Raw genomic sequence first — 20,898 nt, 5'->3', positions numbered from 1 at the left:
GGGTGGGGTGGGACTGCCGGTCCAGTGGAGGGTGAGGTGCGGGTTGTCGGGGACGGTCCGGTCGACGACGGCCGCGCATTCGACGACGTCGGGGTGGTCGGCCGCGACCGCCTCGATCTCGCCGAGCTCGATCCGATGGCCGTGGAGCTTGACCTGGAAGTCGGTGCGGCCGCGGTATTCGAGGGAGCCGTCCTCGCGGTAGCGGACCAGGTCGCCGGTGCGGTACATGCGCCCGCCGGGAGCGAAGGGGTCCTCGACGAAGCGCTCGGCGGTCAGCTCGGGGCGGCCCAGATACCCGCGGGCGACTCCGTGCCCCCCGATGAACAGCTCGCCGACACTGCCCCGCGGCACCCGCCGGCCCGCCGGATCCAGCACGTACAGGGTCGTGTTGAGCACCGCGTCGCCCAGGGACACCTCACCGGGCTCGACGTGCCAGGTGGTGGCCCACACCGTGCACTCGGACGGGCCGTAGATGTTGGTCACCCCGCCGCGTACGGCACTCAGCAGTTTGCGCGCCAGCCCCCGGTCCAGGGCCTCCCCGCCTACGATCATGCGGTCGAGGCCGCCGAGCAGCGCCCGACCGTCCGCGTCCGCCAGCAGCATCCTGGCCAGCGACGGCGTGCACTGCAGGTGCGTCGGACCGTACGAGCGGTAGGCGGGCCACTCGCCGACGCTGCCCTGCGCGATGACGACCCGGAAGCCGCGCGTCAGGGTCCAGATCAGCTCGACCGTGGAGATGTCGAACGACGGGCTGGTCACCGCCAGCCAGGTGTCGCCGCTGCCGCCCTCGATCCGCCGGTCCACGGCACGGCAGAAGTTGACGAACTGGCTGTGCTCGATGAGCACGCCCTTGGGACGGCCCGTCGAACCCGAGGTGTAGATCACGTACCCGAGATCACCGGGCGCCGGGCGGGCGGCGAGGCCGGGAAGCGCGTCGCCATCGGTTGCGCCGGACGGTTCGTCGACCCGTACGACCAGGGCCTCGGTGTCCACCGGCCGGTCCGAGACCAGCACCCGCAGTCCGCTGTCCGCGATGACGTACTCGGTCCGGTCCCGCGGGTAGTCGGGGTCCACGGGCAGGTAGGCGCCCCCGGCCATCCAGATCGCCAGCACCGACACGACCAGATCGGCCGAACGCGGCAGGTGTACGCCCACCGGAACCCCGGCACCGACGCCGGCCGACCGCAACCGGTCGGCCAGCGCGGAAGCGCGCACCCACATCTGACGATAGGTCGACTCCCGCCCGTCGGAGACGAGCGCCACCGCGTCCGGGGTGCGCCGCACCTGCGCCAGTACGAGATCCAGCGCGGTCGTCCCGCCGTCCGGTGCCGACTCCTCCAGTCGGCCGCCGCGCTCCTCCAGCCAGGCCAGCTCGGCCCCGTCGAGCACTTCGAGCTCGCCGATCGGCCGGGCGGAGTCGCGCACGACGGAGTCCAGCAGGGTGCGCAGCCCGGCGACCAGCCGTCCGGCCGCCGGACGGCCGACGACCTGCGGCCGGAACTCGATCTCGCCGAGCAGCCCGGTCCGGCCGGAACCGTCGTCGCCCGCCACCAGCATCACGTGCAGATCGAACTTGGCCGTGCCCCGGACATTGCCCGAGAACGACTCGGACACCGGCAGGAGCCAGGCGTCGTCCGCCCCGCGCTCCTTGTTCTGCTTCGCCCCCGTCCCCTCGACGATGCTCTCCGTCAGGTAGTTGAAGCCGGCGCGGAAGAACGGGGTCTCGCCGTCGACACGCTCCCCGGACGCCACCCGGACGACCTCGGTGAGCGGAACGGCCTGGTGCTCCATGGTGCCGCGCACCCGGGGCGCCATCGATTCGATCAGCTCGTCGAAGGTCGGGTCGCCCGTCAGGTCGCAGCGCAGCGGCAGGGTGTTCGCCAGGAAGCCCACCGTGTCGGTGACCTCCGGCTCACGGTTGGCCCAGATGGTGGCCAGACCGAAGTCGTACTGGTCGCAGTGACGGGCCAGCAGCACGGAGAGGGCGCTCACGTACACGGCGTACGGAGTGACCTTGCGCTCGGCGGCCAGCCGCTCCACGGCCTCGCACACCTCGGCGGGAAGGCGGAAGTGCAGCCGGTCGCCGCCCTCCGTGCCCTCCGGCACCTCGTCGGGGCCCGGCGGGAACTCCAGCCGGGGCACACCCGAGAGCTGCTCCTCGAAGAACCGCAGCCCCTCGTCGAAACCGCCCTCGGCGATGCTGCGCGCCTCCCACCGGGCGTAGTCGCCCAACTGGTGGACGATCTCCGGCGCCGCGGGCTCGCGCCCCTCGGCGAACGCCTCGCAGGCGGCCGCCACCTCACGCATCAGCAGCCCCGTCGACCACCCGTCGACCACCGCGTGGTGCATCGTCAGGCACAGCAGCTGCTCGTCGGCGGAGACGTCCAGGAGAAGACAGCGGACCGGCGAGGGACCGCCCAGGTCGACGGGGAGCGTCTCCTCGTGACGCACGCGCGCGTCCACCGCGTCCCGGCCCGCACCCGACAGGTCCTCGTGGACCAACGGGATGGCGGGCGTCTCCCGTACGACCTGCACCAGCCGGTCGGCACGCATCTCCAGCCCGGTGCGCAGCGCCTCGTGCCGCTCGCCGGCCCAGGCCAGCGCACGGGCCAGCACGTCCGGGGCGAGCGGGCGCACCACCCGGGCCCGCAACGCCACGTTGTACTGGGCGGAGCCGGGGTCGAGCTGCTCCAGGAACCACAGCCGCTTCTGGCCCTCGGTCGCCGGATGCTCGTCCCGCCGCTCCGCGCGTTCCAGCGGGATCACCGGCCCTGCCGGCCCGGCCCCTTCCGCCGCCGTCCCGCCGCCCAGCACGTCCATCAGGTACTCGGCGACGGCGTACGGGGTGGGGTGGGAGAACGCCAGATCGGTGGGAAGCACGGCGTCGACGGCCGCGGAGAGCCGCCTGCGCAGCTCGACCGCCATCAGCGAGTCCAGCCCCAGGTCCTTCAACGACTGCTGCTCGTCCAGCTCGTCGCCCACCGCGAGACCGATGACCACACCCGTCTCGCCGCACACCAGCTCGCTCAGGGCCCGCAGCCGCTCCGGCGCGGGCAATGCCGCCAGCCGTTCGCGCAGATCCGCCTCCCGCACGGGTGCGGCCACCGCCGCCGCGGCACGCGGGCGGAACGCGCGGAGCAGACCGCGCAGCAGCGCGGGCACGACCCCGCTCTCCTCGGCGGCACGCCGCAACCCCGGCACGTCCAGGGCGACGGGCACCACGTGCGCGTGCTCCCGGCACAGTGCGGCGTCGAGCGCCGAGAGCGCCCGGGCGGTGGAGAAGGCGCCGAAGCCCTGCCGTTCGATCCTGGCCAGATCCGCCCGGGTCAGATTCGACGTCACCCCGGTGCCGTCCTGCTCCCACAGACCCCACGACAGGCTGATGCCGGGCAGCCCGAGACTCCGCCGGTACGTGGCGAGGGCGTCCAGCGCGGTGTTGGCGGCCGCGTAGGTGGACTGCCCCGGCCCGCCGACGAGACCCGACACGGAGGAGTACAGGGCGAACACGGCCAGGTCGAACCCCCGCGTCAACTCGTGCAGATGCAGGGCGCCCTCGGTCTTCGCGGCCAGGACGCCCGCCAGCCGCTCGGGGGTCTGGGCGTCGAGCAGCCCGTCGTCCAGTGCCGCGGCCAGATGGAACACACCGGTCCACGGATGCCGCTCCGGCGCCGTCGCCAGCACCGCCGCGAGCTCCTCGCGGCGGCCCGCGTCACAGGCGACGACCCGCACGTCCACGGCCCCCGCCGCGGTCAGGTCCGCCACCAGCGCGTCCGCCCCGGCGGCCTCCGGGCCCCGGCGCGAGGTCAGCACCAGGCGCCGCGCACCGTGCTCCCGGACCAGGTGCCGGGCCAGGGAACGGCCCAGCTCACCGGTGCCACCGGTGACCAGCACCGTGCCCTCGGGGTCCAGCGTGCGCACCGCCCCGGCGGCCGGACCGGTCACCGGCACCAGGCGCGGCGCGCTCGTCCGGCCCGCGCGGACCACCAGCTCGGGCTCGTCCGCGACGGCGAGCACCGCCTCGAAGGCCGCACCGTCGAGGCGCTCGTCGGACGGCGCGTCGGTGTCGACGAGACGGAACGTCCGCTCGGGGTGCTCGCTGCGCGCGGAACGCACCAGGCCCCACAACGTGGCCTGCGCCGGGTCGTCCGCGTCCGCACCGACCGCGCCCCGGGTGACCCACACCAGTTCGGTGGACGGCGGCCCGGCCAGGAGCCGCTGGAGTTCGACGAGGCCCCGGGCCGCGACCTCACCGACTGTGCCCGACCAGCCGCGGGCGTCCACGACGGTACGGGCCCGGCCGTCGGCCGTGCCCCGGGCGCGTACGGGCTGGTACTCCATCCGGTACAGATGCTCCACCGGCCGGGCGCCGTTCACCTGCTCCGCGGTGATCTCACGCAGCTGGAGGTCCCCGGTGACCACCGGGGCGCCGTCGGCGGAGACCGCCCACAGGCGCAGCGCACCGGCCGCGGGATCCAGATCGATCCGCACCCGCAGTTCGTCGCTGCCGCCCGCGAGCAGCCGCACGTCCGACCAGACGAACGGCACGAGCACCGGCGCCCGGGGATCCTCCTCGTTGCGTGCGATGCCCAGGACGTGCAGGGCCGCGTCCATCAGCGCGGGATGCGCCCCGAACCCCTCGGCCGCGACGCCCTCCGGCAGCCGCACCCGCCCGTACAGCGTGTCGCCGTCCCGCCACATCCCGACGAGCCCGCGGAACGCCGGACCGTACATGACACCGGTCCCGTCCATCCGGTCGTAGATCCCGTCCAGGTCCACCTGCCCGGCACCCGGCACCGGCCACTCCCGCAGCCCGGCGAAACCGTCCACCGGACCGGCGTCGGACACCGGACCCGCACCGAGCGTTCCCTCCGCGTGCCGGGACCACGGCCCGGGGGTCCCGGACGGCCTGCCGTGCACGGTCAGCCGGCGCCGCCCGGCACCGTCGGCCGGACCCACCGCCACCTGGACCCGCAGCTCCCCGGACTCGGGCAGACACATCGGCTCCAGCAGCGTCATCTCCTCCACCCGATCGGCGCCCACGTGGTGGGCGGCCGCCAGGGCCAGATCGAGCAGCCCCGTCCCCGGTACGAGCGCACTGTCGAACACGATGTGTTCGGCGAGCCAGGGCTGAGCGGTCTGCGACACCCGGCCCGTGAGCAACGTCCCCTGCTCGTCCGCGAGTTCGGTCGCGGCGCCGAGCCAGGGGTGGCCGGGCTCGTCGAGCCCGAGCGCACCCGCGTCCACGGCGTCGGCCGCCGGGGCGAGCCAGTAGCGCTTGTGCTGGAAGGCGTAGGTGGGCAGATCGGCGAGCCGGCCGTCCGTGCAGCGCTCCCAGTCGACGGTGTGGCCCTGGACGTGGAGGAGGCCGAGGTTGCGCAGGAGCTGGGCGGTGGTGCCGTGGTCGCGGGCGAGGGAGCCCACGACGATCCCGCCCCGCTCCGCACTCCCGTCGGTCAGCGGCATCGACAGCACCGGGTGCGCGGAGATCTCCACGAAGACGGTGTGACCATCGTCGAGGAGCCTGTCCAGGGCGCGGTCGAGACGGACGGGCTCGCGCAGGTTGCGGCACCAGTACGTACCGTCCAGATCCGTGCCGTCGGACACCTCGCCCGTCACCGTGGAGTAGAACGCGATGTCCGCACGGCGCGGCGCCAGATTCTTGAACTGCGCGGCGAGCACCGGCAGCACCGGGTCCATCTGGGCACTGTGGGACGCGTAGTCGGCGTTGATCCTGCGGGCGTAGACGTCCCGCTCCTGGAGCTCCGCCACGATCCGTTCGATCGCGTCCACCCGGCCCGAGACCACGGTCGAGGCCGCGCTGTTGACCGCGGCCACGGACAGGTCGTCGCCGTACGGGGCGATGAGCTCCTCCACCACCGCGACCGGGCGTCCGATCAGTGCCATGCCACCCCGGTCCGCGTGGGTGAGGGCGGTCCGGGAACGCTGGGCGATGACCTGCGCCCCCTGCTCCAGGGTGAGAGCACCGCTCACCACCGCGGCCATCACCTCGCCCTGCGAGTGACCGACCACGGCCGCGGGTTCCACACCCAGCGACCGCCACAGCTCCGACAGGGCGATGCCCATCGTGAACAGGACGGGCTGGATCACATCGGCACGGTCGAACGGCGGGTTGTCACCGGCCTCACCGGTCAGCACCGCACGCACCGACCAGCCCGTGAACGGCAGCAGCGCCGCGTCGCACGCATCGACGGAAGCGGCGAACACCTCGTTGGACTCCAGGAGTTCGCGCCCCATGCCGACCCACTGCGAGCCCTGGCCCGGGTAGACGAAGACGACCTTCCCCCGGCTCCGGGCCTGCCCCACGGCCACGTCCGGGTGCGAGGAGCCGTCCGCGAGAGCGGCGAGCGCCCCGGCCAGCGCGGCGGAGTCCTCGGCGACGACATTGGCACGCACCGGGAAGTGCGTCCGCGCACGGGCCGCCGTGAACGCCACGTCGGCGACCGGCGTCCCCGGGTGCTCGCGCAGCCACCGCGACCAGGCACCGGCCTGCTCGCGCAGCGCGCCCTCGTCCCGGGCGGAGAGCACCACCGCCCGGGCCCGCCCGGTGCCACCGGCACCCGACGGCCGCTCCTCGGGAGCCCCGGCGGGCTCCTCGGCGGGCGCCTCCTCGATGATCACGTGCGCGTTCGTGCCACTGATGCCGAACGCGGAGATTCCGGCGCGCCGGACCGCCCCGCGCGCCTCCCACGGCCGTGCCTCGGTGAGCAGCTCCACCTCGCCGGACGCCCACTCCACCCGCGGCGTCGGCTCGTCCACGTGCAGGGTGCCCGGCATCACTCCGTGCCGCAGGGCCTGGACGGTCTTGATGACACCGGCCACCCCGGCCGCCGCCTGGGTGTGCCCGATGTTCGACTTGATCGAGCCCAGCCACAACGGGCCGCGCCCGCCCCGGTCGCGCCCGTAGGTCGCCAGCAGGGCCTGCGCCTCGATCGGGTCGCCGAGACGGGTCGCGGTGCCGTGCGCCTCGACCAGGTCGATGTCGGCGGAGGTCAGCCCGGCGTCGGCGAGCGCCTGCCGGATCACCTTCTGCTGGGCCCGGCCGCTCGGGGCGCTCAGCCCGTTGCTGGCACCGTCCTGGTTGACGGCGGTGCCGCGCACCAGCGCGAGTACCGGGTGACCGTTGCGGCGGGCGTCCGAGAGCCGCTCCAGCACCAGCATTCCGGCACCCTCGGAGAACCCGGTGCCGTCCGCGGCCGCGGCGAACGTCCGGCACCTCCCGTCCGACGAGAGACCGCCCTGGGCGCTGAGCTCGCTGAACGCGTCGGAGGTGGCCAGCACCGTGACACCGCCCGCCAGCGCCAGGCCGCACTGGCCGGAACGCAGGGCCTGCACCGCGTAGTGGATCGCGGACAACGACGACGAGCAGGCGGTGTCCATGGTGACCGCCGGCCCCTCCAGGCCGAAGAAGTAGGCGAGCCGGCCCGACATCACACTGGGCGCGGCACCCGTGAGCAGATGGCCCCGGACGGTCTCGACGGCACTGCCCGCATGGGGTCCGTAACCACCGGCGGTCGCACCGACGAACACACCGGTCGCACTCGAACGCAGGGTGGCCGGGCGGATGGCCGCCCGCTCCAGCGCCTCCCAGGCGGACTCCAGCAGCAGCCGCTGCTGCGGGTCCATCGCCAGCGCCTCACGGGGCGTGATGCCGAAGAACGGGGCGTCGAACTCCGCGGCTCCGTACAGGAACCCGCCGGCCCGCGGATACGACCCGGAGTCGTCCCAGCCGCGGTCGGTGGGGAACCCCCCGATCACGTCACGGCCCTCGGCCACGATGTCCCACAGGGCGTCGGGGGAGTGGGCACCGCCCGGGTAGCGGCAGCCCATGCCCACGACGGCGACGGGCTCGACGGGCGCGGGAGCGGCGGCGGTCGCCTCCTGGAGCTTCTGACGCGTGCTGTGGAGCTCGGCCGTCACCCGCTTGAGGTAGTCGAGCAGCTTGTTCTGATCCAGCGTGGTATCGGTCATCAGCCCATTCCCAGCTCGTTGTCGATGAAGTCGAAGATCTCGTCGGCGGTCGCGGACCGCAGGTGCTCGTCGGGCGCCGCGTCGTCGTGGCCCCCGGCCGGGGACTGCCGCACCGCGGTCCACGACGTGAGCAGGTCGGTGAGGCGAACGGCGACGCCCGCCCGGGTCTCCTCGTCGAGCACGGTCGCGCCGTCCGCGGCCAGGGCGGCGAACGCGGCCTCCAGCCGGTCCAGTTCGGCCGTCACCGCGGTACTCGCCACCGCCGTGCCCGCCACCGGGGCGGGGGCGTCGGCGACCGGGTCGGGTGCGGCGGCCGCGGTGTGCGAGGCCAGCTCCTCCGCGAGGAACGCGGCCATGTCCCGTGGCGTCGGATAGTCGAAGACCAGCGTCGGCGGCAGCCTCAGCCCGGTCTCCTTGCTGAGCCGGTTGCGCAGCTCCACGGCGACCAGCGAGTCGAAACCGAGTTCCTTGAACGCCGTGTCCGGGTCGAGCCCGTCCCCGTCCGTGCCGCCGAGGACCCCCGCACCGTGCGCCCGCACGAACTCCAGCAGGATGTCGTCCCGTTCGGCGGCCGGTGCCGCGTCGAGACGCCGTACGAGAGCCGGACCGGCCGCCGCGGCCGATGTCCGCACCGTGCGCCGCGCCGAACGGGCGGCCGGGGCGGCGAGCCCCCGCAGCGGCGCCGGGACCTCCTCCCGCTTCAGCACCGAGGTGTCCAGCCTGGCCGGCAGCAGCACCGCCCCCGCGTGCTCCAGCGCCGCGTCGAACAGGCCCATGCCCTGCTCGGCCGGCAGCGGGGTGATTCCGGACCGGGCCAGCCGGGCCAGATCGTTCTCGCCGACGTCGCGGGACATGGCACTGCGGTCCGCCCACAGGCTCCAGGCCAGCGACTGCGCGGGCAGCCCGCGCTCCCGGCGGTGCCGCACCAGGGCGTCCAGGAACGCGTTGGCCGCGGCGTAGTTGGCCTGCCCGATGGAGCCCAGCGTCCCGGCCACCGACGAGAACATCACGAACGCCGACAGGTCGAGGCCCAGGGTGAGCTCGTGCAGGTTCCACGCGCCGTGCGCCTTGGGCCGCAGCACCTCATCGGCCCGCTCGGCCGTCATCGACTCGATCACCGTGTCGTCGAGGACCCCCGCCAGGTGGAACACACCGGTGAGCGGGTGCTCCGCGTCGATCCCCGCCAGCAGCGATGCCAACGCGTCACGGTCGGCGACGTCGCAGGAGACCACGGTCACCTCGGCGCCCAGCCCGGCCAGCCCGGCCCGAAGGGCCTTCGCACCGGCACCGTCCGGACCCTGCCGGCCGGCGAGCAGCAGATGCCGCACACCGTGCTCGGCGACCAGGTGCCGGGCGAGATGCGAACCCAGGGTCCCCGTACCGCCCGTGACCAGGACGGTCCCGTCCGGATCCAGCGGACGCGGCACGGTCAGCACGACCTTGCCGGTGTGCCGGGCCTGACTCATGAACCGGAACGCCTCGGGCGCCTCCCGGATGTCCCAGGCCCGCATCGGATGCGGACTCAGCACACCGCGCTCGATCAGACCGACGACATCGGTGAGCATCTCGCGGATGCGCTCCGGCGCCGCCTGGATCAGGTCGAACACGCTGTAGTGGATGGCCCGCCCGTCGGCGAGGGCGGCGGCGTCACGCAGATCCCGCTTGCCCATCTCGATGAACTGACCGCCCCGAGGAAGCAACCGCATCGACGCGTCCACGAACTCCTCCGTCAGCGAGTTCAGCACCACGTCCACCCCCCGTCCACCGGTGACGGCGAGGAAACGCTCCTCGAAGTCGAGCGTCCGGGACGAGGCGAGACGCGCGTCGTCGACACCCAGCGCACGCACCGCGTCCCACTTGCCGGGCCCGGCCGTGGCGAACACCTCCAGACCGAAGTGGCGGGCCAGCTGCACACCGGCCATGCCCACACCGCCCGCCGCCGAATGGACCAGCACCGACTGGCCCGGCCGCGCCCCGGCCAGATCGACCAGCGCGTAGTACGCCGTGAGCCAGGCGGTCGGCACCGACGCCGCGGTGGCGAACGACCAGCCCGCCGGCATCCGTACGAGCAGCCGGTGGTCGGTGACGGCCGCCGAACCGAACGAACCGCGCGGGAACAGCCCGGTCACCCGGTCACCGGGCACCAGGTCGGCCACGTCGGGGCCCGTCTCGACGACCACCCCGGACGCCTCGCTGCCGATCACGCCGTCACCCGGCACCATGCCCAGGGAGACCAGTACGTCACGGAAGTTGAGACCCGCGGCCCGCACCGCCACCCGCACCTCGCGCGCACCCAGCGGCGCCATCCGCTCCGGGGCGGACACCAGGGACAGATCGTCCGAGGTGTCCCCGGAGAACGCGTCCAGCTGCCAGGCGGGCGCACCCGGCGGCGGCACCAGCGGACGGCGCTCCCGCGCCCGCACCAGCCGCGGTACGTACCCGGCACCGCCGCGCAGCACCAGCTCGGGTTCCTGCCCGAACGGCAGCCCCGCCACGGTCTCCAACGACCCGTCGGCACCCGGCTCCAGGTCCAGCAGACCGAACCGGCCGGGATGCTCGGCCTGCGCCGAACGGACCAGCCCCCACACCGAACCGGCCGCCGGATCGGCGATCCCGTCGCCCGGCAGCGCGGCGACCGCGCCCCGGGTCACCAGCACCAGCCGCGACCGCTCGTACCACTGGTCGCGGAGCCAGGACTGCACCAGGTCGAGCACCGCACCGGCGAGCGGACCCGCGGGCCCCGCCGTACCGTCGGCCCGGCCCGGAGCGTCGGGGCACCGCACGAAGACGGTGTCCGGCACGACCGCACCCGCCTCCACGGCCGCCGTCAGCGCGGCCAGATCGGGGTGACCCGCACCCGGGCCGCCCACCAGCACGGCCCGGCCCGCCGCGACCGCCCCGGCGGGGGCATCCGGAAGCTGCGTCCAGTCGAGCCGGAACAGATCCGCGTCCGCGTCGGCACGGCTCAGCTGCGCCGAGGACATCGGCCGCAGCGCCAGCGCCCCGACCGAGGCCACCGGGGCACCACCGCCGTCGGCGATCTGCAACGACACCGTGCCCTCGGTCCCCGTGGGCGAGACCCGCACCCGCAGCGCCGCCGCACCCTCCGCGTACAGGCTGAACCCGCTCCACGAGAAGGGCAGACGGATCTGCCCGTCGTCGGGGACCAGCGAGCCCAGCGCCACCGCGTGCAGGGCCGCGTCGAGCAGCGCCGGATGCAGCCCGTACGACGCCGCCGACTCGGCCGTCCCGTCGTCCAGCGCCACCTCGGCGAACACCTCGGAACCCGACTGCCAGGCGGCCCGCAGCCCCTGGAACGCCGGGCCGTAGCCGTAACCCGCCCCGGACAGCCGCTCGTACAGCGCGGCCGCGTCCAGCGGCTGCGCACCCGGCGGCGGCCAGGCGGTCAGATCGAAGTCCGGCCCGGGCACCTGCGGCGCCAGCACGGCCGTGGCGTGCCGGGTCCACACCCGGTCCTCGTCGGCGTCGTCGGGGCGCGAATGGACGGTGACGTTGCGACGACCGTCCTCGTCCGCACCCCCGACCACCATCCGCAACTGCACCCCGCCGCTCTCCGGCAGGATCAGCGGCGCCTGGAGGGTGAGCTCCTCGACCTGCTCGCAACCGACCGGCTCACCGGCCCTGACCAGCAGCTCGACGAAGGCGGTGCCCGGAAGCAGCACGGTGCCCGTCACCGCGTGATCGGCCAGCCAGGGCTCGGTGCGCAGCGACAGCAGCGCCGTGAAGAGCCGGCCACCCGTCTCGGGCAGCTCCACCGCCGCACCGAGCAGCGGATGCCCGTCGGCCCGCAGCCCCGAGGCCGCCAGGCCGGCCGCCGAACCCCCGGACCGCCGCGCGTCCAGCCAGTACCGCTGCCGCTGGAACGCGTACGTGGGAAGAACGGCCCGACGGGCACCCGTGCCCGCGAAGACCGGCTCCCAGTCGACGTCCACGCCCTGCGCGTGCGCCTCGGCGAGGGAACGCAGCCAGCGGGAGAGCCCGCCCTCCTCGCGGCGCAGCGTTCCGACGGCCGTGACGGCCGTGTCGAGGGCATCCGCGGTCTCCTGCAGACCGAACGCCAGCACGGGATGCGTGGAGACCTCCACGAACCGGTCGAACCCGTCGGCCAGCAGCAGCTCGACGGCCCGGTCGAAGCGGACCGTCTCGCGCAGGTTCCGGTACCAGTACCCGGCGTCCAGCGGCTCGGAACCGACCGGACCACCGGTGACCGTCGAGTACATCGGGATCAGCGCGGCCCGCGGCTCGATCCCGCCGATCCCGTCGATCACCTCGTCGTACAGGGCGTCCACCTGCGCCGAGTGACCGGCACAGTCGGACATGATCGTCCTGGCCCGTATCCCGTCGGCGAGGCACGCCTCCAGGAGTTCCTCCACGGCCCCGGGCTCGCCCGATACCACCGAGGAAGCGGGCCCGTTGACCGCGGCGACCGAGAGCCGCCCGCCCCAGGCCCCGATCCGCTCGGCCACCCGGTCGGCGGGCAGCGGGACCGACAGCATCGCGCCCCGGCCCGCCAGCGCCGTCAGGGCCCGGCTGCGGACGCACACCACCCGGGCCGCGTCCTCCAGCGAGAGCACCCCCGCCACGTGCGCGGCGGCGAGCTCGCCCTGCGAGTGGCCGACGACCGCGGCCGGTTCGACACCGACCGAACGCCACAGCGCGGCCAGCGACACCATGACCGCGAACGTCGTCGGCTGGAGGACGTCCACGCGCTCCAGCCCCGGAGCGCCGGGAACCTCCCGCACGACATCGCTCAGCGACCAGTCCACATGGGGGGCGAGAGCACGCTCGCAGGCGGCCATCCGCTCCGCGAACACCGGTGAGGTGTCGAGGAGTTCACGACCCATCCCGGCCCACTGCGCCCCCTGGCCGGGGAAGACGAGGACCGTACGGCCCGGCGTGGCCGAACCGGTGACCGTACCCGGCCCGGATTCGTCCGCCGCGAGCGCGTCCAGCCCGGCCAGCAGCTCGTCCCGGTCGGCACCGGTCACCACCGCACGGTGCTCGAACAGGGTCCTGGTGGCCGCGAGCGAGTACCCCACGTCGAGGACGTCCGGCACCGCACCGGACCGGACGTGGTCCGCGAGCCGCCGGGCCTGGTCGCGCAGGGCCTCGGCCGAGCGCGCGGACACCGTCCAGGGCACGACCGGCAGCACGACGGAGGGAGCCTCCTGCTCCGGCCGCTCGGATTGCTGTGGTGCCTGTTCGAGGACGATGTGGGCGTTGGTGCCGCCGATGCCGAAGGAGGAGACTCCGGCGCGGCGGGGTCCGTCCTCGTGCCAGGGGCGGGTTTCGGTGTTGACGTGGAAGAGGTTGGGGTCCATTCCCATTTCGGGGTTGGGGTGTTCGTAGTTGAGGCTGGGGACGAGTTCGCCGTGGTGGACGGCGAGCGCGGCCTTGATGAGTCCGGCGATGCCGGCGGTGGCGTCGGTGTGGCCGATGTTGGTCTTCACGGAGCCGATCGCGCAGGGTTCCTCGCGGTGTGCCGGGCCGAAGGCCTGTTGCAGGGCCTGCATCTCGATGGGGTCGCCGAGGCGGGTGCCGGTGCCGTGGGCCTCGATGTAGCCGATGGTGGCGGGGTCGATGCCGGCGTCGGTGTGGGCCTGGGTGATGACGCGGGCCTGGCCCTCGATGCTGGGGGCGGTGAAACCGACCTTGGCGGAGCCGTCGTTGTTGATGGCGCTGCCGCGCAGGACGGCGTACACGGTGTCCCTGGCCTCGATCGCGTCGGACAGCCGGCGCAGCACCACCACACCGACACCGTTGGCGAAGACGGTCCCGGCGCCCTTCTCGTCGAAGGCCCGGCACTTGCCGTCGGGCGACACCATCAGGCCCTCCTGGTACCGGTACCCGTGTTCGAGAGGACAGGTCACCGACGCCCCGCCGACGAGCGCGATGTCGGACTCGCCGCGCAGCAGGCTCTCGCGGGCCAGGTGCGTGGCGACCAGTCCGGTCGAGCAGGCCGTCTGCACGGTGAGGGACGGGCCGCGCAGGTCGAGCTTGTGCGCGACGCGAGTGGCCAGGTAGTCGCTCTTGTTGGCCGTCATGGTGCGGTAGAACGACGGCAGGTCGTCGCTGTCGTGCTCGCCGTAGGCGTACTCGCCCACACCGGCCCCCGCGAAGACGGAGATGTGACCGTCGTACTTCGACGGCAGGATGCCCGCGTGCTCGATGGCCTGCCAGGCGGTCTCCAGGAACAGCCGGTGCTGCGGCCCCATCAGCTCGGCCTCGGACGGCATGTAGTCGAAGAAGGCCGCGTCGAAGAGGTCGGCTCCCTCGATGTACCCCTTGGCGGGTACGTAGTCGGGGTCGGTGATGAGTTCCTCGGGCAGTCCGGCGGCGCGGAGTTCGTCGAGGGTGAAGTGGCGGATGGACTCGACGCCCTCGCGGAGGTTGTTCCAGAAGGTGTCGATGTCGGGGGCGCCGGGCAGCTTGCACGCCATGCCCACGACGGCGACGGCGTCGTCACGGTGGACGGCCCGGCGCGCGGCGGGGACGTGCCCGGTACGGCTCCCGCCGTCGAGATGGGCGGCGAGGCGGCGGACGGTGGGGTACTGGAAGAGGGCGGAGAGCGGGAACTCCCGGCCGAGTTCGGCAGTGATGATCTTATGGGCGTTGAGGGCGGTCATGGAGCTGCCGCCGATCTCGAAGAAGCCCCGGTCGGGGTCGATGTGGGGGATGCCCAGGACGGTCCGCCAGGCCCCGGCGACGACCGCCTCGATGACACCGGGAGCACCGGTGGCACCGGTCGTGCCGTCCGGGCCGGTGTCGGGGGTTGTGGTGCGGGGGGTGTCGAGTTCCCGCAGGGCGTTGCGGTCGATCTTCTTGTTGGGGGTGTGGGGCAGTTCGTCGAGGGGGACGAGCCGGTCGGGGACCATGTACACCGGAAGCCGTCCGGCGAGGGCCGTGCGCAGCTCTTCCGGGTCCGCCGCCCGGTCCCGGGCGGTGGTGAGGTACAGGAACAGCCTCGGGTCGCCCGGCACGTCCTCGCGGACCACCGCCGCCGCCTGCGCCACCCCGGGCAGCTCGGCCGCGACCGCCTCGATCTCCCCCAGCTCGATCCGGTGACCGCGCAACTTGACCTGGAAGTCGGCGCGGCCGCGGTATTCGAGGGAGCCGTCCTCGCGGTAGCGGACCAGGTCACCGGTGCGGTACATGCGTCCGCCGGGGGTGAAGGGGTCCTCGACGAAGCGCTCGGCGGTCAGCTCCGGGCGGTCCAGATACCCGCGGGCGACTCCGTGCCCCCCGATGAACAGCTCGCCGACACTGCCCCGCGGCACCCGCCGGCCCGCCGGATCCAGCACGTACAGAAGGTTGTTGAGCAACGGATCGCCCAGCGAGACGTCACCCTCGGTGACCTTCCAGGCGGCGGACCAGACGGTGGTCTCGGTGGGCCCGTACATGTTCATCAGCCCGTCCGGGCACAGCCTCAGCAGCTTGCGCGCCAGACCCCGGTCCAGGGCCTCACCGCCCACCAGCATCCGGTCCAGACCCCGCACCAGCGCCCGCGGCCGGGGGAGGCCGGTCGACGGGCGGGGCGTCGAGGCACGTGGCGACGCCGAGGCGTTTCAGCAGCCGCTCCTCCAACTGGGCGAAGGACCGTTCGGGTGCGTCGACGGCGGCGGCACCTCCCGGGTGCGCCACCCAGGCGGTGAAGCTCGGCGAGTGCCGGACACACGCTGCCAGGCGTTCGGCGATCAGCCGTGTGGTGCGCAGCAACTCGCGGGCGGGGAGCGTGCCGAGGAGGATGCGCCGTGCGTCGTCGGAGAAGTCGAAGAACTCCGGCTGAGGCAACCGGCCGGCGGTGTCCGCGGCGGCGTTGTGCATGAGGCCACCGAGAAAGACCTCCACGAGGTGTCCGGTGTCCGTCGGAGGGCCCAGGGCCTCCTGCACCATGCGCATGACGGGCGGAGTGACGGGCGCCACGGCCGCGAGATGGGCGGCGAGCCGATACGCCTCCGGGCTGGCCGCGCCGCGGAAGCGCAGAACGGCTTCGGCGTCCTGACCCTGCCCGGTCCCGGCGCGCCGGGACCGGGTGGCGGACCGCCCGATGTCCCACAGCGGCAGCACCGCGGTCGCGCTCGGTGAGGCGACCAGCCGGGCCCAGTCGCCGACGGCGGCCGGTGTGGGTTCGAGCACCGGGACGGGGACGGAGTCGAAGCCGACCAGATCCGCCGGCAGCCTCGGGTCGGTGACGTGCCAGGCAGTGGTGGGACCGCCCCTGCGGACACTGGTGACGTGCCACGGCCGAGTCGCGATGCCCGAGTTCGCCCAGAGCCGGGCGGGCAGCGCCTGCAGGATCGCGGTGGGTTGCCGACGGGCCCACAGAGCCGCCGCCTCGCTCATCCGGCCGTCCCACCAGGCGTCACCGACGCCATCGCTGACCACGAGGACGAGGGTGCCGCCGGTGGGGTCGCAGAGCGCGGCCGGCGGCAGATGGGGACCTTGCCGCCGGTAGGGACGGTTGCTCAGCAACGGGGCGTGGGGACCACGGGTGTCGAGCCCGAACACGCGGACGTCGCGGAAAGCCCCGGCCCGTTCCATCAGCGTGCGGATCTCGGAGGCCAGACGCTTCCACAGGACCATGGACACGCCGTCGTCGATCAGCAGGACGAGGGAGAGCCAGCGGCTACGGGCGGGACTCGTCACGGTCTCGGGCAGCCCCGTCTCGGCCATGGCGTCCACCGTCCGTGCCACGTCCAGTTCCTGACGGAGCCGGTCGGGGAGCCGCTGCCGCAGCGGCCGCAACGCCTTGCCGAGCGTGAGATGACGGCTGGGCAGGACATGGAGGCCCGGGGTGCGCAGGGCGTGCGCCCGGTGCGGGGCCGGCTCCGGACCGCCGCTCCCCTTCCCCCGCGGAGCCGCGTGCAGGGGGAACAGGCGGTGCGGGGCGACGGCCGGCGGCGGTTGCGCACCCGGTTGCGCGGGATCGTCCGCCCCGGGGGCCCGGGGCTCACCCTGCTCGGCGGCCTGCCGCGAGGGGGCGGCCGGGGCCGGACGCCGCGCCAGCGGATCGACGTCGCCCGGCAGGTTCCTGGCCAGCCACAGGACGTCGAGGAGTTCCTCGTCGGCGAGGTCGACGCCGCTCCTGGCCAGGATCTCCCTCAGACGTCCGAGCATGCCCTCATACCGCCCCGCCGAGTTGGTGCAGAACGGCGTCGAGCAGCCGGCCTGCGTCCAGATCGACGCCGCCCTTGCGCAGGAAGACCGCGTTGAGGAGCTGGTCGGTCGCGAGTTCTCCGGGCGCGCGGCGGCCGAGGAACTCGTCCAGCAGGTCGTCGATGTCGTGGAGCGCCTCGTGGCCGAGGTGCGCGGCGACGATGTCCCGCAGCCGCTCCTCGTCGGGCTCGGGCAGGTCGAGACGGACGCYCCGGCGGAGGAAGGCGGGCGGGAACTCCCGCTCACCGTTGCTGGTGATGACCACGACGGGGAACTCACGGCCGCGGACGCGGCCGCGGACCACCGGGGCCGGCGCGTCCGGGTCGTCGGTCCGGACATGGACCGTGGAGTGTTCCTCGGGGAGACGGCTGAGCTCCGGAATCTCGAACTCGCCCTCCTCGAACACGGTGAGCAGGTCGTTGGGCAGATCGACATCCCCCTTGTCCAGCTCGTCGATGAGCAGGACCCTGGGCCGGTCCCGGGCCAGCAGCGCGTTGCCCAGGGGACCGAGACGGACGTACTGGCCGATGCCGGGTTCGGGGCCGTCCGTGTCCCGGCGGAGGTTCGCTTCCCGCAGCCGGCCGATCGCGTCGTAGTGGTAGAGGGCGTCCTGCAGGCTCGATCGGCTGTTGACCGGCCAGTGCAGGACACGGCCGAGGGCGAGCTCGTGGGCGATCGCGTGGGCCAGGGAGGACTTCCCGGTACCGGGATGTCCCGTGACCAGCAGAGGCCGGCGCAGGTGGAGGGCGGCGTTGACGATGTCCGCGTCGTCGGGGTCGATCAGGTACGGGCGGGGGCGTGCGGTCCGCGAGCCGTCGGGCTCCTCCGGATGGAGCCGGCGCCATGGCGGGGCGGACGGGAAGGGGACCGCGCGGGGCGTCCCATCACCCCGGAAGAGCCGCCAGTCCCCGTCGTGGGACGGGGCGGGGCGGCCGGTGGCAGCGGATTCTGTGGCGGTCATGACGCGTGGGCTCCWTCCGGAGGGTCCTGCAGGGTCAGCGATTCGGGCCGCGGTCGCCGGCCGTGTTCCTCCCACACGAGTGCGGGGCGAGCCGGCAGCGTCTCCGGCTCGTCGAACGCCGTCCCGCGGAAGACGCGGACCCGCTCGGGCAGATCGGCGAGCGGGCCGGTGGGGTCCAGCTGTCGCAGCCCGGCCGCGTCCGCGGGGCAGTCGGCCCGCCGGTCCCAGAGGACGACCGGGACGCCGAGCGCCAGGCAGAGTTCGAGCAGCGCGTTCCGCTGCTCCGGGGAACCATGGAGCACGACCTGGGTGGCATCACGGTGAGTGGTCTGCAGCAGCCGCCTGAGCCGTGGCCGGGTGACACGCTCGTCGTCGACCACCAAGGGGGCCGCGTGTCCGCTCTCCCAACGCCGCCGGTGCTCACGTTCTCTGCCACGCACCAGGTCGCTCATCTCCGGGCAACTCAGGGTGATGCAGAACTCGGCGCCGATCGGTTGGTCGGGCACGAACTCGTTGGGTGCCCCGGGGTTCCATTCGTCGATGGGCAGATGGAGGCTGTCGCGGGCCACCAGAACCGTCGCGTGGGGCGTGGCCGTCGGACCGAGTTCGTCCGCGACGACCTCGACGGCGTCGCGCACCCGCCGGGCCACTTCCTCGGGCGTCCTCGGCGCGCTCTCCGCCTCGTGGAGGGAGGTGTGCGTGCCGTCGGCGCGGGCGAGCAGGATGCGGCAGTAGTAGCTCTCGCGAGGCTCGGTCCGAGCGCGGGAGACTTCGACGACGACACGGGAGAAGGGGGACGGCTGCCGGGCGGCCCAGCGATCGGCGTCGGTGCGGCGCTCGGCAAGCGCCGCCGGATGGATACCGGTCCGGGCGGCCACCCGATCGGACCAGCCGCGCAGCTCCGCGCCCGCTTCCCTCCCCAGGGCGGCGGCCACGCATTCGACCAGGCGGAGCAGGGCCGGCACGGGCGGTGTGCCGTCCGGTACGCGCTCGCTGTCGGAGACGGACTCCAGGTGCTCGACGACGGGTTCGAGGTCGTCGGCGCAGAGATGCGTGCGATTCAGCGGGTCGGGCAGCCAGGCGTAGCGCAGGGCCTCGCGGGCGGCGCGAGGTATCAGCGTGGGCTGCTCCTTGCAGATGCCGCGGAGCAACTCCAGCAGGTGCTTGCACTCGTCCATGGACAGGAGCAGGCACAGCCCGCCGGCACGGGCGCGGGTGAGGGCGTCCGTCAGGCGGGTGCGCTCGCCCTCGCCGGTGAGGGCCGGGGCCAGGGTGCTGCTCAGGGAGGGCAGGGCGCGGGGATGGGCCGCCACGAGTGCCGCGAGGTCGGGCACGGTCGGTTCGTGGCCGTCGGGGACGGTGTATCCGAGCCGCCGTGCGAGGGCGCGGGCATGCGTCGCGTACGTGATCCGGCCGCCGAGCACCGACCACAGGAGCCGCTCGGTCTCCTGCTCGGCCGGGCCGCGTTCCGCAGCGGGCCGGGCCGTCGGGAGGGCGGCGCCGATCTCGGCCAGGCGGGGTGGACCGTCGGCGTACTGCCGCAGGAGCGCCTCGAAGCCGTCGTCCCGGACGAAGCAGTGCGCCGGGAGGGCCCGCAGACGGCGGTTGCCGTAGGAAAGGTCGTCGCGGATCACCACGCCCACCAGATGGTCCTCGCAGAACACCGCGGTTCCCGAGGCGCCTCCCCAGGCCTTTCGGCCGTCGCCGCGGAGGTCGGGTGCGGGCTCCTGGTCGAGCACGTAGAGGCCGCGGGCCCCGGACGACAGCGGAGGCAGGACACCACGGAGGTGCTCGGCATCACGACCGTCCTCCGCGGATGCCAGCGGAAAACCCAGTCCTTCGTAGCGCAGCGGAGCCGTGCCCACGGGATGGCCCCACCGAACCGACCCAGGCACGCCGATCTCGTCGTGCGTGAGCAGCAGAGCGACGTCCAGGTCCTGCGGATGGACCCAGATCAGCTCCGCTTTGGTGCGCAGCGTCTCACCGCGGCCCGGGTGTCCCACTCCGACCTGGATCTCCTCCCAGTAGGAGCCGCGTTCGCGGTCCCGGAGGATGTGCCCGGCGGTGAGCACCAGACGGGGTGCGACGAGATAGCCGGAGCCGACGCGACGGCGCAGCCGCGTGGTTCCGCTGCGGATCAGCACCAGTCTGTGCGGGTCCATCACTCCTCGTCCCAGGACCCGGTTTCGGTATCGCCGATCTCGGGACTGGATCCGCCGCGGGCCCGGTCCCGGACCGAAAGTTTCAGCGTCAGCCTGTGGGTGCGGACGGTGGAGTGCTCACCGCCCACGCCGACGGTCGCCACACCGAAGCTGAACTTGCCGTCCCCCTTGCCACTGTCGCGCAGCTCCAGCTGCAGCTCCAGTTCGGCCTCCTCGACGCCGAACGCGAATTGCTGGTCCGCCCCCAGGTCCTGCGCCTGATAGAGCTCCTGTCGCAGTTCCTCGATCGCTGCGGCAAGACCGATCCCCGCCATCCACACCCCCGACGCGCGTTGTGCCTGCGGAGTAGTCTGCCAAGGTTTGGGGTCCGGGCGCCCGGGTTTCGGAGAACAGGTGCGTCGGGGCGCGTGCCCGGCGGGTCGGGGCGGCGGATCCGCGCCCGGCATCGCGTGACGATCCCGTGCCGGCGGGATGACCAACCAGCGGGCGGCGGGGGAGGAGCCGGATTCGGGCGGTGGCCGGACGTGGGACTTCGACGCAGCTGTGCGGGGCGTCCCACCGCCGACTCGTGGTCACGGCGAGGGGTGGAAAAACGGTGGACAAAGATCA

The 20,898-nt window shown here is 73.6% G+C and carries 6 protein-coding genes; all 6 read right to left on the bottom strand.

Features of this window, described 5'->3' with window-relative positions; translation table 11 throughout:
* Positions 1-7,989 (bottom strand): non-ribosomal peptide synthetase/type I polyketide synthase (locus EAO76_RS00800; RefSeq protein WP_148832251.1); only part of this gene is annotated, 7,989 nt, incomplete at its 3' end.
* Positions 7,989-15,506: a type I polyketide synthase gene (locus EAO76_RS00795; protein WP_148832249.1), complete on the bottom strand. Its 7,518-nt coding sequence runs from the start codon at positions 15,504-15,506 to the stop codon at positions 7,989-7,991. The genes EAO76_RS00800 and EAO76_RS00795, both read right to left, overlap by 1 nt.
* A complete protein-coding gene (locus EAO76_RS00790; RefSeq protein WP_148832247.1) occupies positions 15,472-17,127 on the bottom strand; it encodes an SAV_2336 N-terminal domain-related protein in 1,656 nt (551 codons plus the stop codon). Before EAO76_RS00790 ends, EAO76_RS00795 begins: the two co-directional genes overlap by 35 nt.
* Before the next feature lie 4 nt (positions 17,128-17,131).
* A complete protein-coding gene (locus tag EAO76_RS00785) occupies positions 17,132-18,127 on the bottom strand; it encodes a MoxR family ATPase (RefSeq protein WP_148832244.1) in 996 nt (331 codons plus the stop codon).
* A complete protein-coding gene (locus tag EAO76_RS00780; protein WP_148832241.1) occupies positions 18,124-20,289 on the bottom strand; it encodes a serine protease in 2,166 nt (721 codons plus the stop codon). The genes EAO76_RS00785 and EAO76_RS00780 overlap by 4 nt, the downstream gene beginning before the upstream one ends.
* On the bottom strand, positions 20,289-20,603 hold the full coding sequence (locus EAO76_RS00775; protein WP_148832238.1) for a trypco2 family protein: 315 nt from the start codon (positions 20,601-20,603) through the stop codon (positions 20,289-20,291). The genes EAO76_RS00780 and EAO76_RS00775 overlap by 1 nt, the downstream gene beginning before the upstream one ends.
* Between the last annotated feature and the right edge of the window lie 295 nt (positions 20,604-20,898).

It is taken from the genome of Streptomyces sp. sk2.1 (genome assembly GCF_008120935.1).
Lineage (GTDB): Bacteria > Actinomycetota > Actinomycetes > Streptomycetales > Streptomycetaceae > Streptomyces.
The sequence above is the reverse complement of the archived record's forward strand: the minus strand, read 5'-3'. Positions and strand labels throughout refer to the sequence as shown.

Bases quoted from the DNA above. Each gene is read 5' to 3' on its own strand.
- EAO76_RS00775 (WP_148832238.1), bottom strand. From the start codon at position 20,603: ATGGCGGGGATCGGTCTTGCCGCAGCGATCGAGGAACTGCGACAGGAG.
- EAO76_RS00790 (WP_148832247.1), bottom strand. From the start codon at position 17,127: ATGCTCGGACGTCTGAGGGAGATCCTGGCCAGGAGCGGCGTCGACCTC.